At 60.3% G+C, this 15704-nt stretch carries 11 protein-coding genes and 3 pseudogenes; 6 read left to right on the top strand and 8 right to left on the bottom strand.

Annotated elements, in window-relative coordinates; translation table 11 throughout:
• Nucleotides 1-106 precede the first annotated feature (106 nt).
• Nucleotides 107-1483, top strand: coding sequence for an FAD-binding oxidoreductase (locus HF916_RS00885; protein WP_168787471.1), 1377 nt, complete (start codon nt 107-109; stop codon nt 1481-1483).
• 407 nt (nt 1484-1890) lie between these two features.
• Here the strand turns inward: HF916_RS00885 and ppk2 are convergent, their stop codons facing one another.
• From ppk2 to HF916_RS00865, 4 genes are all read right to left on the bottom strand, one after another.
• Nucleotides 1891-2787: a polyphosphate kinase 2 gene (gene ppk2, locus HF916_RS00880; protein ID WP_168788935.1), complete on the bottom strand. Its 897-nt coding sequence runs from the start codon at nt 2785-2787 to the stop codon at nt 1891-1893.
• A gap of 255 nt (nt 2788-3042) precedes the next feature.
• Entirely contained in the window at nt 3043-3312 is a 270-nt protein-coding gene (locus tag HF916_RS00875; RefSeq protein WP_168787470.1) for a hypothetical protein, read from the bottom strand.
• Nucleotides 3313-3680: 368 nt separating this feature from the next.
• Nucleotides 3681-4712 (bottom strand): IS110 family transposase, encoded by a 1032-nt coding sequence (locus HF916_RS00870; RefSeq protein WP_168787386.1) that lies wholly within the window; start codon nt 4710-4712, stop codon nt 3681-3683.
• A gap of 133 nt (nt 4713-4845) precedes the next feature.
• Nucleotides 4846-5964 carry an RNA-guided endonuclease InsQ/TnpB family protein gene (locus tag HF916_RS00865; protein ID WP_168787469.1) on the bottom strand — a complete coding sequence of 373 codons (1119 nt, stop codon included), beginning with the start codon at nt 5962-5964 and terminating at the stop codon, nt 4846-4848.
• A gap of 415 nt (nt 5965-6379) precedes the next feature.
• Here HF916_RS00865 and HF916_RS00860 point away from each other — a divergent pair, with 415 nt between their 5' ends.
• Entirely contained in the window at nt 6380-6646 is a 267-nt protein-coding gene (locus HF916_RS00860) for a hypothetical protein (protein WP_168787468.1), read from the top strand.
• Between the two features lie 143 nt (nt 6647-6789).
• On the opposite strand, the gene pstS is transcribed toward HF916_RS00860, so the two are convergent.
• Nucleotides 6790-7815, bottom strand: coding sequence for a phosphate ABC transporter substrate-binding protein PstS (gene pstS, locus HF916_RS00855; RefSeq protein WP_168787467.1), 1026 nt, complete (start codon nt 7813-7815; stop codon nt 6790-6792).
• Nucleotides 7816-8280: 465 nt separating this feature from the next.
• Between pstS and HF916_RS00850 the strand changes: the two genes are divergently transcribed.
• The 3 genes and pseudogenes from HF916_RS00850 to HF916_RS00840 all read left to right on the top strand — a co-directional run bounded on the left by HF916_RS00850 (nt 8281) and on the right by HF916_RS00840 (nt 11705).
• The gene (locus HF916_RS00850; protein WP_168787466.1) at nt 8281-9405 is read left to right on the top strand and encodes a porin; all 1125 of its coding nucleotides are present in this window, start codon (nt 8281-8283) and stop codon (nt 9403-9405) included.
• Nucleotides 9406-9805: 400 nt separating this feature from the next.
• Nucleotides 9806-10891, top strand: coding sequence for an IS630 family transposase (locus HF916_RS00845; protein WP_168787465.1), 1086 nt, complete (start codon nt 9806-9808; stop codon nt 10889-10891).
• A gap of 83 nt (nt 10892-10974) precedes the next feature.
• A pseudogene (locus HF916_RS00840) lies at nt 10975-11705 on the top strand (IS6 family transposase).
• A gap of 663 nt (nt 11706-12368) precedes the next feature.
• Here the strand turns inward: HF916_RS00840 and HF916_RS51810 are convergent.
• The 3 genes and pseudogenes from HF916_RS51810 to HF916_RS00835 all read right to left on the bottom strand — a co-directional run.
• A pseudogene (locus tag HF916_RS51810) lies at nt 12369-12494 on the bottom strand (IS6 family transposase); the annotation flags it as partial.
• Between the two features lie 123 nt (nt 12495-12617).
• Nucleotides 12618-12796, bottom strand: a pseudogene (locus HF916_RS50075) (IS6 family transposase); the annotation flags it as partial.
• 130 nt (nt 12797-12926) lie between these two features.
• Nucleotides 12927-13892 carry a LysR family transcriptional regulator gene (locus HF916_RS00835; RefSeq protein WP_168787464.1) on the bottom strand — a complete coding sequence of 322 codons (966 nt, stop codon included), beginning with the start codon at nt 13890-13892 and terminating at the stop codon, nt 12927-12929.
• 156 nt (nt 13893-14048) lie between these two features.
• On the opposite strand from HF916_RS00835, the gene HF916_RS00830 reads away from it, so the two are divergent.
• A complete protein-coding gene (locus HF916_RS00830; RefSeq protein ID WP_168787463.1) occupies nt 14049-15701 on the top strand; it encodes an efflux transporter outer membrane subunit in 1653 nt (550 codons plus the stop codon).
• Nucleotides 15702-15704 lie beyond the last annotated feature (3 nt).

Below are 15704 nucleotides of genomic sequence, written 5' to 3'. Positions count from 1 at the left end.
ATGCCAGCAGTGTAGATGAAATCAGTTCACCCTTGGTTGAATTCTTCGAGTTTGCTCCTGGGCCGATTTCAATGGAGACTTGGGGCGAATTCGAGGAGAAAACGCCATGCTGTCGATTGGATCCCTGGCCAACGCTACGGCCGAGCTTGCTGCCACCTTCCGAGGGCAGCTCCTGAAACCCACGGACGCCGGCTATGAGGACGCGAGAAAAGTCCACAACGGCCTGGTCGATAAGCGGCCCGCCTTGATCGCCAGGTGCCACGGCGTAGCCGACGTTGTCGGGGCCGTCGATCTCACCCGCAGGCTCGGCCTCGAAGTTGCAATTCGCGGCGGTGGGCACAACGTGGCGGGACGGGCGACGATTGATGGTGGGGTGATGGTCGATCTTTCGCCGATGAAGGGCATCCACGTCGATCCGGAGAACAGAACAGTCTGGGCACAAGGCGGCGTCACCTGGGGCGAGCTCAATCGCGAGACGCAGTTGCACGGCCTGGCCGTCACCGGGGGCGTGGTCTCCAGCACGGGCATTGCCGGGCTTACCCTCGGGGGTGGGGTCGGCTGGCTGATGGGCAAATACGGCCTGGCGCTTGATAATCTGCGGGCGGTGGAACTTGTCACGGCTGGCGGCAAGGTCTTGCTGGCGAGCAAGCACCGGGAGCCCGAGCTTTTCTGGGCGCTTCGCGGCGGCGGGGGAAACTTCGGGGTCGCCACGAGCTTCGAGTATGAACTCCACCGGGTTGGGCCGACCATTATGGGCGGCCCGATCGTCCACCCGATCGAACGCTCCCGCGCCCTGCTCGAATTCTTCCGCGACAGCACACGATCGCTACCTGATGAGCACACACTGTTCGCATCGCTGACGCATGCGCCAGACGGGTCCGGCACAGAGGTGGCCGCCCTGGTCACCTGCCACTGCGGGCCGTTGGAAGACGCCGAAAGGGCCATGCGGCCGCTGAAACAGTTCGCGCTTCCGATCCTGGATGCCGTTGGGCCGATCCCCTATTCCCAGCTCAACAGCATGCTCGACGCCAAGTACCCGAAAGGCGCGCTCAACTACTGGAAGTCCAACTTCCTCACAGAGCTGAGCGACGCTGCGATTGACACCATGATTAGCTGCTTCGCGCGGTGCCCGACGACAATGGGCCAACTGCTCCTCGAACATTTCCACGGCGCGGTCACCCAGGTCAATGCTACCGACACAGCCTTCCCGCACCGGCGTGAAGGCTACAACTTCCTCGTGCTTGCTCAATGGATGCAGCCGGCGGAGACCGGCGCCTGCGTCGCCTGGGCTCGCGAAACCTACGAAGCGATGCGACCTTTCTTTGCCGCCGGACGCTATGTCAACTACCTGGACGACGATGAGACGGGCGAACCCATTGCGGCTGCATACGGTCCCAATTACCGACGGCTTCAGCAGATCAAAGCCCAGTACGATCCGACGAACTTCTTCCGCATGAACCAGAACATCCGGCCGCTGGCCTGACGCGGATCGTCCCGATGCCGGTCATCTACTGACCAGCGCGCGCCGGATTTGCAGCGCGCTGGCGAGACGGTCAGTATCGATGCGTTAAGCGAGCACCGCCTTCGGCCCGATTGCGCCGTGAGTCCGTCAGCATTCTTCGAGATCATGCTGCGGCGTCAGGAAGCTGGCATCGCGGCCTTGTCCGACGGTGCACGGAGCGCATTATCTGCGGGGTGACCGTTTACTGAGCGTACCCGACGTTTGAATGACTGTCGGAGCATGAAGGCGAACGGCTGCAATTGAGGTACAGCCGCCATCGCTTGCTGCGCGACTGCCGACGGGTCGTCGCCCGAAGCTGCTTTTCATAACGCTGCGTTCTTCGGGATATGGCACCGCTATCGTGGCTTCGGTGTCTCACATTGGTTGGCTCAATAGATTTCCGGAACCATCAGGCTATCGGGTACCGGTTGCCGCAGATATTCTTCGTGATGGACCCGGGGAGGGAGTTGCACGGTTGAACGCCCGATCTCGTGATACGGCATCTGACTCAGCAAATGATGGATGCAATTCAGGCGCGCGCGCTTCTTGTCGTCAGCCTGTACCACCCACCACTGCGCCTCGGGGATATGCGTGCGCTCCAGCATCACTTCCTTGGCCAGGGTGTACGCCTCCCAGCGGCGCCGACTTTCCAGGTCCATCGGGCTGAGCTTCCACTGCTTGAGCGGATCGTCGATGCGCGCCTGAAAGCGCACTTCCTGTTCTTCGTCGGAGACCGAGAACCAGTACTTGATGATCTGAATCCCACTTCTTACCAGCATCTTCTCGAATTCAGGCACAGAGCGAAAGAATTCCTCATACTCATGGTTAGTACAGAAGCCCATCACGCGCTCGACCCCAGCGCGGTTGTACCAGCTTCGGTCGAACAGCACGATTTCGCCGCCCGCCGGCAGGTGCGAGACATAGCGCTGGAAATACCATTGCGTGCGCTCGCGGTTGTTCGGCGCGGGCAAAGCAGCGACGCGGCAAACACGGGGATTTAGCCGTTGTGTGATGCGCTTGATGGCGCCACCTTTGCCGGCCGCATCGCGGCCCTCAAAAATCACAATGAGCCGATGGCCCGCATGCACGACCCAGTCCTGTAGCTTGACGAGTTCGCCCTGCAGGCGGAAAAGCTCGCGAAAGTAGCTCTTACGACGTTCGCGATATTCATCGGTGAGAGCTTTCCCACCATCGGTCGCCCGGTCATCCAGCTCCATCTCAAGTTCTTCATCGTAGGCATCGATGAGATCATCTTCGCGGCGCCGTTTCCAATCCTGTTCTTCCATTTTCAAGCTATTACTGTCCAATGCTGCGTCCTGCGCGGCAGCGATTAATGATGCAGTGCGCGGCGACGCAAGGTGGGGTGCCGGTATTTGATCGGTTTTCGGGTGCTTACTGCGGTGTTGCTGCAGGCTGAGCCAGCGCCGCCTGATAGCGTTCATACGAACCTTCATATCGCAGTGCGATGACGATGCGCGAAACGAGGCGTCCAGGAGAAGCGTGCCAACCAGGCGCGAGGAGGCGCGGCCCGTCCTCCGCCGCTAGAGGGTAAGGGAAATCGTGTTTGAGACATGCAATCCATGCGAAATCAAAATTTGAATTAAATTGGTAGAGACAGATCCCCTGGCGGCTAATGCGCGAATATCAGCCACGCTCCACAGCGCCGCCTGGGCTGAGACAAGTAGCGTGGTCTCACGGTGGCACACCGCCGTATCGACTGCTTCGACAACCTTTTTCAGCTCCTTATGACCGGGCTTCGTCGCCTTGCCACTCTCCGAAATGATCCCGGCTTCCCTTTTTAGTTGATTCATCAGCTGCGGGGCGCAGCGGCTAAGCGTTTTAAGTTTCGACACGGGCAGATGGAATAACGCAACAGAAATGCTGTGAAGTCTGGATTATAGAGTTGAGTTGACGTCCTTATATAAACACCTCCCGTTCCGCAAGGCAGGGGGTTGATGTTTTGGCTAGCAGAAGCGGTTGCAGTCTTATATCCGACCTTCATTGCGAGACGGTGCCCGCTGGCCTTGATGGAATCTGCTGGAAACGACCTCATCTCCCACGGCGGGCTTCACGCCCATGGACGTCATCAGGTTTGCGTTTCCACGGTCCGACCTGGTTTGCCATCACACGTTACCCTTGCTCTGCGCAACTCCTGTGTTCAAAGACTCATCGTTTCAATCTATACCGCGACGGCTGGTCGCTCGCTCACAAATTCCCGCTCATAAGACCGGTTATGCGCGAGCAACGCCCACGCCGTTCGTGCCATCTTGTTGGCCAACGCGACCACCACCACATTGACCGGACGCCGTTTCAGCAACGCTTCTACCCACTGGGGACGTTGTTTGGAATGGGTCACGACCATTCGCGCGCCATGGATCAATAGCTGTCTCAGATAGGGGTCACCCCTTTTGCTGATGCCGCCGAGTCTGACGTTGCCCCCAGTCCCACTCTGACGGGGTACCAGGCCGATACTCGCCGCAAATGCGCGTCCGGAGCGAAATGCCTTTGGCGAGCCCATGACCGCAACAGTGGCTGTGGCTGTCAATGGACCCACGCCGGCTATGTCATCGAGCGTTTTTGCCTGGGGACTGGATTTCAGCCACTGCAGATTTTCCCGCTCGGCTTCGTCAATCCCCTGCTCGACCTGCTGGAGCTGTTCGAGCTGACGCAACAACGCCCGCCAGACAAGCTGCGGCACGACCTCTTCTATCTCGGCCATACGTGCCTTGAGCTCATTCATGAGCGCCTTGCGGCCATATCGGAAGTACAGTCCATATTCCGCAAGCAACCCGCGAATCTGATTGGTTTCGCGGGTTCGTGTCGCCACCAGGCCCGACCGGATGCGGTGCAGGCTCAGGATGGCTTGCTGGTCTACGCTCTTGATCGCCACAGTTCGCATCCCGGGTTGCTGGGCCGCCGTCCAGATCGCCTGGGCGTCTGCCGCATCCGTCTTGTTGGTTTTGACGAACGGACGCACGTATTTCGCATGCAACAACACCACCTGATGTCCGAGACTCTGGATTTTTCGCGCCCACCAGTGCGCCCCTCCGCATGCCTCCAGCGCCACCTTTCCTGGTGCCCGGGTTGCGAGAAACCGGATCAGCTGTTCACGACGGAATTTTCGACTACAGATCTCGCCACTTTGTCCATCTACCCAGTACATTTGAAACACGGCCTTTGCGATATCCAGACCATATGTCGTAGCATTCATTTGGGCTCTCCTTACCTCAAGTGACTCGTGGAACTTTCACTTTGGCACATCGATGCCATCGGTCAAGCGAGAGCCCCTTTCGGCCCTGGCACTTCCCCGAGGGGAGGGAGGTGTTCATACCATCTCCCCGCCCTCAGTCGTGACCGACTGCCGCTTGCGCGGAAAGGGCGGGGATTCCTCCTGCGAGGCGGTCACGTCCGACCGCGAGAATGTTGCGGGCAGCATTGCGATCACGATCATGTGTCGTTTCACAATGGATGCATTTCCACTCTCTTATTCCAAGACCTGCGACACCTTTCGGCCCCGTGCGGCTCGCGCAGCACGAACAGGTCTGGGTAGAAAACGCTTCATCGACTTCATCGAACCATACGCCTGCGTCATCGCACTTGTACCGAAGCATGGTCCGGAACGTCGACCAGCCCGCGTCGAGCACAGACTTGCTGTGCTGTCCTTTCGCGAGGGCCGAAGCATTCACGTTGCCGACAAAGATTGCACCGTACTCGCGAGCGAGCCGGCTGCTGGGTTGATGCAGAAAGTCCTTCCTGCGGTTCGCGATCCGGGCGTGGATCGCCTTCACCCGGCTCTTCCTGCGTGCTCGCTGGGCAGTGGCGAGCGCGGGCTCGAGGTCGCGGTAGAAGCGCTGCGCGTCGACATTGGGAAGACGTTCGTCCGAGAAGCCGGCAAAGGTCTTGAGCCCGAGGTCGATTCCCAGATCCAGGTTGGCTTCATTGGGCCGGGCAGACTTCACCTTGACCGTCACGTTCAGATACCAGCGACCGCGGCTGTCCTCGGAGATGCAACCGGCGCCGAACTCATAGCCGGCGAGGCCATAGCTGTCCCAGACGCCAGGATGCAGGCCCTGAAAGTGGGCCTGACCATGGCGCCATACGACCGAGCGGGCTTTGAATGGAATCCATCCCAGCGAGCGTCGCGCGCCGGCCGAGCGACGCCATCGAAGCTTGACCTTGCGGTGCTGTTTGCGGCGCGTCGCGTACTCTTCGGCGATCTGCTGAAACACGGCCGAGCCGACCGCCAGGCCTTCTTTCGAGGCCCCGTTCAGATAACGCTGGAGCTCAATGCCAGAGGCAAAGCGCCGCTCGCGGCGAAAGATCTGGAGCGACAGGTCATTGCAATAGTTCCAGACAAAGTTCACAGCCCGCGCCATCCCGGCAAGCGACGAAGCATGCCTGTCCTTGATTCTTATGCGCAGAACTCGAACTGGATCCTTGCAACGTGTCACGGGTCGACTCATTCCGGTTTGGCTGTACGGATATACAGTACCAGATCAATACGAAAAGGCAAGTCGTGCTTCGCACGACGCGCTCTACCTCACCGCCCTGAAGGACGGTGCTTCACGCGCACATTGGTGAAAATAACGTCCTGGACTTGCCCCAGCCAGATCGGACACGCGGTCACGCTTAGGGTGGTGAATTTGCTCACTGACTCGACTTGACGAGGCGATCATGGTGAACGCTCGCCACCGCGATGCGCTTCACAGAAGTCCGCAGTTGGGGGAGCCAACGTTTGAATGTCCTTGCGAGCGCGCGAGCGGCCCGCTATGGCCGTACCTCGACGGTCGTAACCGGCGTATGCCGCCGGGAGGGCTGGGTTTCAGCTCGCTGTGAGAGAATAAAACCCTATGCCATCTGTCAGAAAAACGATCTTGAATGGATCAGCTCAGCACGAACCTGACGGCACCCATCCTTTCCGCCGACTCGACACTATTTTTCTCGGTCTATGGGTTCGGCTGGGGATATTGTGCCTTTGCGCTCCCTTCCAGGGCGGTTTGCGAACAGCTCGGCGCAGCCGACGAGACCGCAAAACAACTGATGCTTGCTTTCGAGCTTGGCAAGCGAAAAATTCTGCATGCCGTCGGGCACAAAGCACTTCCGCGCAGCGGCGAACGGTTAACCCTCTCGGCCGGGGATCTCTGACTCTGGTCTGACGCCGCCTGTGCAAAAAGCACTGGCGCATCCATAGACGGCGATATCAGCATTTATCCGCGCGGCCGGAACGCATCCGGGCGCTTGTCACCCGGATAGCCAGTCTCAGCAGCGTCGCCTTATGGTTGCATGCCTTATTCGGCCACCGACTTACCCGATGCGTCCTTCACCTTCGCCTTCCACTGCGTGCGGATTTCCGCCACGACCGATTCCGGCAGCGAGATGTAATCCAGTTCGTTCGCTGCCTGCGTGCCGTTCCTGAACGCCCAGTCGAAGAACTTCAGCGTTTCGGTGCCTTGCGGTGCTTTGTCCTGCGTCGTGTGCACCAGCACGAACGTCGCGGCGACGATCGGCCATGCGGTCTTGCCCGGCTCGTTCGTCAGGATCTGGTAGAACGACTTCGACCAGTCTGCGCCAGCAGTTGCGGCCTTGAACGTTTCCGTTTTCGGCTCGACCACCCTACCCGTCGAATTCTTCAGGTCGACGTAGGTCATGTGGTTCTGCCTGGCGTATGCCCACTCGACGTAGCCGATCGCGCCCGGCAGACGCTGCACGAAGGCGGCGACACCGTCGTTGCCCTTGCCGCCCGTGCCCGTCGGCCAGCTCACCGTTGCACCCTCACCGACCTTCGATTTCCAGTCCGGGTTCACCTTCGACAGATAGTTGGTCCAGACGAAGCTGGTGCCCGAACCGTCGGCGCGGCGCACCACGGCGATGTCGGTATCCGGCAGCCTGACCTTCGGGTTGAGCGCGACAATCGCCCGATCGTTCCACTTCCTGATCTTGCCCAGGTAGATGTCGCCGAGCACTTCGCCCGACAGCGTCAGTTCACCGGCCTTCACGCCCGGTACATTGATGACGGGCACGATGCCGCCGACCACAGTCGGGAACTGGAACAGGCCCTCCTTCGCGAGTTCGTCGTCCTTCAGCGGTGCGTCCGTGCCAGCAAAATCGACGGTCTTCGCGACGATCTGCTTCACACCGCCCGACGAACCGATGCCCTGATAGTTAACCTTGCCGCCGCCGGACTTCTGATAAGAGTCAGCCCACTTCGTGTAGATCGGCGCTGCAAAGGTGCTGCCTGCGCCGGTGATATCGGCGGCATGGGCGGCGGCGGCGCAAAGTGCGCACAGAGCAACGGCGAGTTGCTTGAGCTTCATATCCAGATTCCTTATGTGTTTTGAATGCCTGTGGCGGTCTGCACCTTAAGGGCAGGATGTGATGTTTTTGTGACTTCCCCATCCGGCAGTAAGTAGATGGGCAGCGAAAACCATGGATCGCACCATGAGACACCAGAGGCGTTCTTCGCCCACGCGCATCTCTTCGAGTCGCCCCATTACGTCATGTCCACTGGGCCTGATGCCAGTCCACCTCCAGGGTCATGTGAGCCACGGGAACGGTTGTCGTTGCGCCAATACCACGTGTGCTTCGGAACGCAAGGGATCGGCTTGCTCTGCGAGCCCCGCCAGGCGGCGTTGCGCCTTGATTGTTTCGAGTTTGTGACAAATTGTTTCAGTTATCGTAATGGATTTACACCTGGCGGAAAGGGTTTGTTTGACGGCGCGCGTTCCTATACTCACGCCGTTTCCAACCCGTGTTGCATCAAAAGCCAGAGTAAAAAATTCATGAAAAAGATCTCCATCGCCCTCGCCGTATCCGCGCTTGCCGCATCGGCCGCCCATGCACAGAGTTCGGTCACGCTGTACGGCCTCGTCGACGCTGGCATCACGTACACGAATAACGTTGGCGGAAGCGCTCGGGTCGCACTGGCGAGCGGCAACATCAGCGGCAGCCGGTTTGGTCTGCGCGGTTCGGAAGATCTCGGCGGTGGCCTGAAGGCAATCTTCGTGCTCGAGAACGGTTTCAACGTCAATAACGGCACGCTCGGCCAGGGCGGCCGGATGTTTGGCCGTCAGGCATACGTTGGCCTGAGCAGCAACAATTTCGGCACCGTGACGCTGGGCCGCCAGTATGACGACCTGGTCGATTTCGTCTCGCCGCTGTCGGCCACGGCGGGCACGTTTGGCGACTCGGGTTTCGCGCACCCGTATGACAACGACAACCTGCAACATAGCGTTCGCTTCAATAACTCGGTGAAGTTCACGACCGTCGACTATGCCGGCTTCAAGGCTGGTGGAATGTATGCGTTCAGCAATACCCAGACCGGCTTTGCGGTCGATCGTGCGTACAGCGCGGGCGCCAGCTACAAGTTCGGCGGGTTGAACGTGGCTGCCGCGTACCTGCAGATCAACGGCTCGGGCGCTTCGAATCCGAATACCACGGGCGCCGCCGACCCGACCGAGTTCAAAGGCGGCCTGACGTCGGATGTGCAGCGTACGGCAGGTGCGGGCGTGAACTACAGCTTCGGCCCCGCGACGGTCGGCTTTGTCTACACGCATAGCCAGTATCAGGATACGAACGCGTTCGGGCTGAAAAATGGGGGTGCCCGTTTTGACAACTATGAACTCAACGGCAAGTACGCACTCACGCCAGCGCTCATGCTCGGCGTTTCGTATGCCTACACGGATGCACATCTGAGCGGTGCAACCACGTATGGCGCCGATCCGAAGTGGAATCAGGTCAACGCGATTGCGCGTTACTCGCTGTCCAGGCGCACGGAACTGTATGCCGAAGCCATGTACCAGCATGCAACGGGCAACAGGAACGTCGCAAACATGTACAACGCAGGCGGCGCTTCATCGACAGGCAATCAGGTCATGGGTGCGGTTGGTATGCTGACCCGCTTCTAACGAAGCCTGACGCAGAAGAGGCTTGGCCCTGTATCTGGGCACAAGCGCAGCGCGCACCAGCAAAGTACCCGTCGGCGCAAACTCATCCGGGCATGACCGCTACAGCCTGATTCGAAGGTCGGGTCCAGAGGTGTCTGGACTCCCGTCGCGGGTCCAAGACGAAACGGCGGTCATGGCGCGGTGAATGCGGAGCGGGTGTCCGCTGACACTTCCGCCGACGCGACTTTCTCGAGCAACTCCATGCAGTACTTGGGCCCGTCCGGTGGACGGGCTTTTTTTCATCCGCTGACCAGCAGAATCGTCTGGAGACAATGCGCCGCCCCCCTTTTCTAGTGATATGCGTCATAAATAATGCAACTTAACGGCGATTCGCAAGTCGCCTTTACATAGAGGAGAACCCATGAGAATCGCGGCGAAAGTTGAACTGAGCGAAGCACAACGTAAACAGTTGGAGACGTGGGCGACTGGGCGAACGATTCCGGTTCGACTGGCCGAGCGTGCCAAGATGATATTGCTCGCGGCGCAAGGCAAGACGGACAAAGAGATCGGTGCGGACCTTGGTATCTGGCGAGGCACGGTGGCACGCTGGCGCGGTCGCTTTATCGCTGATGGTGTGACTGGGATCGAGCACGATGAGACGCGGCCCGGGCGCAAGCCGAAGATCTCCGCGCGCAAGGTAAAGTCCATCGTAGCGCTGACGACGCAGCAGCGGCCGGATAACGCGACGCATTGGAGTACGCGCAGCATGGCAGCGGTGGCCGGTATCAGTGAAGCGAGCGTGCGGCGCATCTGGCAGGCGTACGGCCTCAAGCCGCATCGGGTAGAGAGCTTCAAGGTGTCGAACGACAAGCGCTTTGCCGAGAAACTCGAGGCCATCGTCGGGCTGTATCTCGATCCCCCGGAGCACGCCTTGGTCTTCAGTTGCGACGAGAAGTCCCAGATCCAGGCGCTTGACCGGACTCAGCCGGGCTTGCCGCTGAAGCGAGGTCGCGCTCAAACGATGACGCATGATTACAAGCGCCATGGTGTGACGACGCTGTTTGCCGCGATGAACACACTCGATGGAAGTGTCATTGGCCAGTGCCAGACGAAACATCGTCATCAGGAGTGGCTGAGTTTCTTGCGCAAGATCGATCGCCACACACCCAAGAACAAGGAGTTGCATTTGATCGCCGACAATTACGCCACCCATAAGCACCCCGAGATAAAGGCGTGGCTGGCCAAGCACCCGCGCTTCCACATGCATTTCACCCCCACCAGTGCCTCTTGGCTCAACATGGTCGAACGCTTCTTCCGTGACTTGTCAGAGAACCAGTTGCGACGTGCGGCCTTCCGCTCGGTACCTGAATTGGTCCGCGCGATCGAACAGTACGTGGAGAAGCACAACCGTGATCCGAAACCGTTCATCTGGACGGCAAAGGCATCCGACATCCTGGCGAAAGTCACGCGTGCCAGGGCCAAGCTGAATAAGATGCAATCCGTTTGACGCACATCACTAGCTATGTGCTGCAAACAGGCGTCATGACGGCACTGTCAGGTTGATGGGGGATGCGGCGGTAGAATGAAGTGATGGAAAAAACGAAATCGCTTTATCACGGTCACCGCTTCCCCGCCGTCGTCATCAGCTACGCGGTTCGGTGGTATTTCCGGTTTAGCCTGAGCCTGCGCGACGTCGAGGAGTTGTTGCTCGAGCGGGGCGTGGTGGTCACGTACGAAACGATCCGTCGCTGGTGCGACAAATTCGGTGCTGGATTCGCCCGGTGCGCCAAAGCGGCGCGGCCCAGGCCGGGCAGCATATGGCATCTGGACGAGATGTTCGTGACGCTGCGCGGCGAGCCGTATCTGTTGTGGCGAGCGGTCGACGAGCACGGTGCTGAGCTCGATGTGCTGGTGCAAAAGCGGCGCGATAAGGCCGCGGCAAATCGCTTCTTCCGGCGGGTGCTGCGTCCAAACCCGGTGCCGCGCAAGATCTTGACCGACCAGCTGCGCAGCTATCGGCGGCGAAGGCTGACATTCCTGAGCTCGCTCATGTGAAGCACGTTTTCGTCAAGGCGGCTGCACGTGTGAACAACCGTGCCGAGAACAGCCACCAGCCGACCCGCAGGCGCGAACGCCAGATGTGCGGCTTTCGCGACGCGCGTCGCACGCAAGCGTTTCTCTCATGCTTTGGCCCGATCCGGCAGCACTTCGCGCTGCCCAGACATCGGATGAACGCGGCATGTCATCGTGCCGTACTCCAGGAACGCTTCGTCACGTGGCATGGGTGGACTGTCACTACCGCATCTCATAAAGTTATTTAATAAGTATAACTACGCTTTAACCAAAAAATTGTCTACAGCCGTCAACTTGACAAAGCCCTTGCAGCGTATGGGTGACTCGCGCGCGGTGCTTCCGGTCATTGAGGACGACGAGCGCTTGGCGGGCCTGCTCCGGCGTCAGCGTAACTCGGGCGCCGGACGCCGACGACGCGGGCGCGGCTTGCGCTGCTGCGGCAAAGATGGGCGAGGCGCCAAGAGCGAGAAGAACGAAAAACCAGGCGTGGAATAGTTTGCGCATAGGGTGTATGGCGGGGTACAGGTGCGGACGGCTGTGCCGAGACGCATGGAACGGTTCGGCGGCGTGACCATGAACCGTCACGCGTTTGGTCGTAAAAGCTCCTCGGAAGGCCGCTATCTGTAGCGCCGGGAAGTCGGGCGACCCGGCGCAACGGCACCCTCGGACAGAAAAAAACGGCCGGTCAGGCCACGCCGGCATGCTGTGTGTCGGCGGCCGTGCGCAGGACTTCCCGCGTTGCAGCGGAGCGGTCGAAGGCCCGGGTCGCGATGACGACTTCGGTGAAGCAGTTCGCTATGCCGGGCCGCTTGAACAGCGCGCCCTCGACGGCGTAGCGGGCGCGGCCGCGCGATACGAGGTTGTGTCGCGATAGATGATTTGGCGAACGACAGCGATTTGGTCAGGATTGCTTATGTCGCCAGCAAGTAGAGTTGCTGAGCGGCAGATGGCTGGAGTTTGCCTGCGCCTTTCATCTTCCCCTTGGCGATCATATGCATTGGTTCAATGCTGCTCAACAAGATGCGGGCACATCTAAAATCTCGGTTCGTCAGTAAAAAGTGTGGGTAGCCGGAGGATCGGGCAACTTGCCTAATGCCGTGACGTAGCGCAATTTCCGTCGTTCGAAACGTCCGGAAGCCGTACGCTGTAGTTTGACGGCACCACCGGTGCACGGTCGAATGATCGACCGCAATCCCGCGTTCGGCCATCATCTCCATGAGATGCTCTGCGGGCAAGCCACATACCAACGCACGCACACCAACACTATCTCGAGCGGATAGTGCAACCGCTTCAGCACTTTGGCTACCGCCTGATTTAGTGCTCTCGCAGTCGCCCGCATCGTTACGTGAGGTCCCGCAGCATACCAGCCCCCCGTTATTGCAACAGAACCAGCAAACCGCCGTGGATGTAAGCAGTGCTCGCCAAATTGCTATCGTTCGACCAGGTCGCCCTGTCGCGACACAACCCGATTACTCGAATCCGCAGACAGACAGGGCGTGATCGTGTGGCAGCGTGCCCAGTTCAGCCTGGTCCCCGGCGAGTACCGACGGCAATTCTTCCCGAAGGAACTCGACCCAGGTCCGGATTTTGGCGTCGAGGTACTGGCGCGACGGATACAACGCGTAGACATTCATCTGCTGGGACGTATATTCCGGCAGAATGCGCACCAGTTCTCCGCTGCGCAGCCCGCTGGCGGCGGAATAGGTCGGCAAAAGGCCGATACCCATGCCTTCACGGACCGCGATCGCCAGTGCATCGGCAACATTGATCTGAAATGTTGCTGGCGCGAGTGCAATCGATTCTTCGCCGTTCGGTCCATCGAAACTCCATTCGTTGGCGCGAAAGACAGGCGTCACCATCTGGATACAGCAATGCCCGCCAAGGTCCGCGGGTAACGTCGGCGTGCCATTGCGCCTGAGGTAGGCGGGTGAAGCGCACGCGACGCTGAACGTGCCGCCCAGGCGTTGCGAAACGAGTCCGGAGTCAGGTAACCCTGCGGCCAGAGTCAGCGACACGTCAAATCCTTCATCGAGCAGGTCCGGCGTTCGTTGCGCGAGCGTCAGCTCGACACTCACGTCGGGGTAGCGCGTCTGATAGCGGCTCACGGCCGGCACAATGTAATGCTGGCCAAAACCGGTCATCGCGTGGACCTTGAGTTTGCCGGAGGGTCTCGCCTGTGCGTCGCCGGCTTCCGCTTCAGCCTGATCGACATATGCAAGGATCTGCTGGCACCGGTGCAGATAACGCTCGCCAGCCTCGGTCAGAGCAATGCGGCGGGTTGTCCGATTCAGCAGGCGCGTGTGTAAGTGCGCTTCGAGGTCCGACACGGAGCGCGACGTGTGAGCCGTAGTTGAGCCGAGGTGATGCGCAGCTGCTGTGAAGCTGCCCGCTTCGACAACGCGTACAAATGCCCGCATGTTTTGGAGAGTATCCATTTCTCGCTCCTCTGAAATCGATCCGATTGTTGCACACATCAATCATGCGATTAATTCGGGTTCTGCAAAAATCCATTGCAATTAATTCTCTTTTTCCAACAATTAAACGAAAATATAATGACCTGAAGACGGATATAGTCATTTTTGGAGAGAATCGTGCAGTCTCCGGCACCGAAATGGATCGGCATCACATCGGCTATTGCTATTTCATTAACAATCGTCGGTTGCGCCAGTACCGGAGGCGTCGCGCCGCAGGCCAGCGGAATCGAACCCGCTTCACTTGACGCGGGCAACGCGATCCGCGCCGCCAACGCGGACGCCCAATGGCCCGCGGTCGACTGGTGGCGCGCCTATAACGATCCACAACTGAACCAGTGGATCGAAGATGCGCAAGCCGGCAACCCGAGCCTCGCGGCTGCCCAGGCGCGCGTGCGCGAAGCCATGTCGATGGCCGGTGTCGCCCGCTCGGCGTTGTCGCCGCAAGTCAACGGCAGCCTGTCGATCCAGCGCCAGAAGTGGGCCGACAACCTCTACTACGGCCCGGGCCCGCTGGCCGGCGAGCAATCGTGGAACAACACCGGCACGCTCGGCCTGTCGTATCACCTCGATATCTGGGGCAAGGACAAGAACGCCGCCGAGCGCGCGCTCGACGCCGCGCACGCGAGTTCGGCCGATGCGCGCGCCGCCCAGCTCGAACTGGAAGGCAACGTGGTGCGCACGTACATCGAGATGTCGATGAACTACGCGCTGCTCGACATCGCCAAGGCCACCTTGCAGCAACAGCAGCAGATCGTGGATCTGGCCAACCGGCGTCTGAAAGGCGGCATCGGCACGCAGCTCGAAGTGAGCCAGGCCGAAACGCCGCTGCCGGAATACGAACGCCAGATCGACGAAATCGAAGAAAAGATCGCGCTCGGCCGCAATCAGCTGGCCGCGCTGGCCGGCAGGGGTCCGGGCGCGGGCGATTCGATCCAGCGTCCGACGCTCTCGCTGAACGCGTCGGCCGGATTGCCGAGCGCCTTGCCCGCGGACCTGATCGGCCATCGGCCGGACGTGGTCGCGGCGCGCTGGACGGTCGCGGCGCAAGCGCGCGGCATCGACGTCGCCAAGGCCGATTTCTATCCGGATATCAACCTGCTGGCGTCGATCGGCGGTTATGCGGCGATGGGGCCGCTGTTCCAGTTTCTGAAGAACCCGTCGCATAGCTGGAGCGCGGGGCCGGCGCTGTCGCTGCCGATCCTCGATGGCGGACGGCTGCGTTCGCAACTCGGCGCGGCGTCGGCGGGTTACGACGAAGCCGTCGAGAGCTATAACCAGTCGATTGTCGGCGCGCTCAAGGACATTTCCGATCAGGTGATCCGGATCCGCTCGCTCGCCACGCAGGCCGACGATGCGGACCGTTCGGTCGCGGCGGCCCGCAAGAACTACGAGTTGTCGCGCGAAGGTTACCGGCGCGGGCTGACCGACTATCTGAACGTGCTGATCGCGCAAAACCAGTTGCTGCGCGCGCAGGAAGGCGTTGCGAAGATTCAGGCCGAGCGGCTGGGCGCGCATGCGTCACTGGTCACGGCGTTGGGCGGCGGGCTCGACGAGCCGGCCAATGGCCCGCATGCGAACGAGACGTTGCCTGCACATGGCAAGGGCAAAGGCAAGGCCGCGGTCAAGCCCGCGAACGCGCCGGCGCAGACAGCTCCGGCCAGCCACGCGGACAACACCGCGCCGGCTGTCGCCACACACGCGATCGGTGCCGGCATGAGCGCCACTGCTGCCACAACGCGCCCGTCAGCCAGTGCGCGAGCGGCCGAGTGAGGA

Origin of the sequence: Paraburkholderia aromaticivorans, from assembly GCF_012689525.1 — a bacterium.
In the GTDB taxonomy this organism is placed as follows: Bacteria; Pseudomonadota; Gammaproteobacteria; order Burkholderiales; family Burkholderiaceae; genus Paraburkholderia; species Paraburkholderia aromaticivorans_A.
This window is presented reverse-complemented; position numbering and strand designations above follow the sequence as displayed.

What these genes read in the sequence shown, in the direction of transcription:
- HF916_RS00885 (WP_168787471.1), top strand. Translation starts at nt 107, where the DNA reads ATGCTGTCGATTGGATCCCTGGCCAACGCTACGGCCGAGCTTGCTGCC.
- ppk2 (WP_168788935.1), bottom strand. Translation starts at nt 2,787, where the DNA reads ATGGAAGAACAGGATTGGAAACGGCGCCGCGAAGATGATCTCATCGAT.
- HF916_RS00875 (WP_168787470.1), bottom strand. Translation starts at nt 3,312, where the DNA reads ATGAATCAACTAAAAAGGGAAGCCGGGATCATTTCGGAGAGTGGCAAG.
- HF916_RS00870 (WP_168787386.1), bottom strand. Translation starts at nt 4,712, where the DNA reads ATGAATGCTACGACATATGGTCTGGATATCGCAAAGGCCGTGTTTCAA.
- HF916_RS00865 (WP_168787469.1), bottom strand. Translation starts at nt 5,964, where the DNA reads ATGAGTCGACCCGTGACACGTTGCAAGGATCCAGTTCGAGTTCTGCGC.
- HF916_RS00860 (WP_168787468.1), top strand. Translation starts at nt 6,380, where the DNA reads ATGGATCAGCTCAGCACGAACCTGACGGCACCCATCCTTTCCGCCGAC.
- pstS (WP_168787467.1), bottom strand. Translation starts at nt 7,815, where the DNA reads ATGAAGCTCAAGCAACTCGCCGTTGCTCTGTGCGCACTTTGCGCCGCC.
- HF916_RS00850 (WP_168787466.1), top strand. Translation starts at nt 8,281, where the DNA reads ATGAAAAAGATCTCCATCGCCCTCGCCGTATCCGCGCTTGCCGCATCG.
- HF916_RS00845 (WP_168787465.1), top strand. Translation starts at nt 9,806, where the DNA reads ATGAGAATCGCGGCGAAAGTTGAACTGAGCGAAGCACAACGTAAACAG.
- HF916_RS00835 (WP_168787464.1), bottom strand. Translation starts at nt 13,892, where the DNA reads ATGGATACTCTCCAAAACATGCGGGCATTTGTACGCGTTGTCGAAGCG.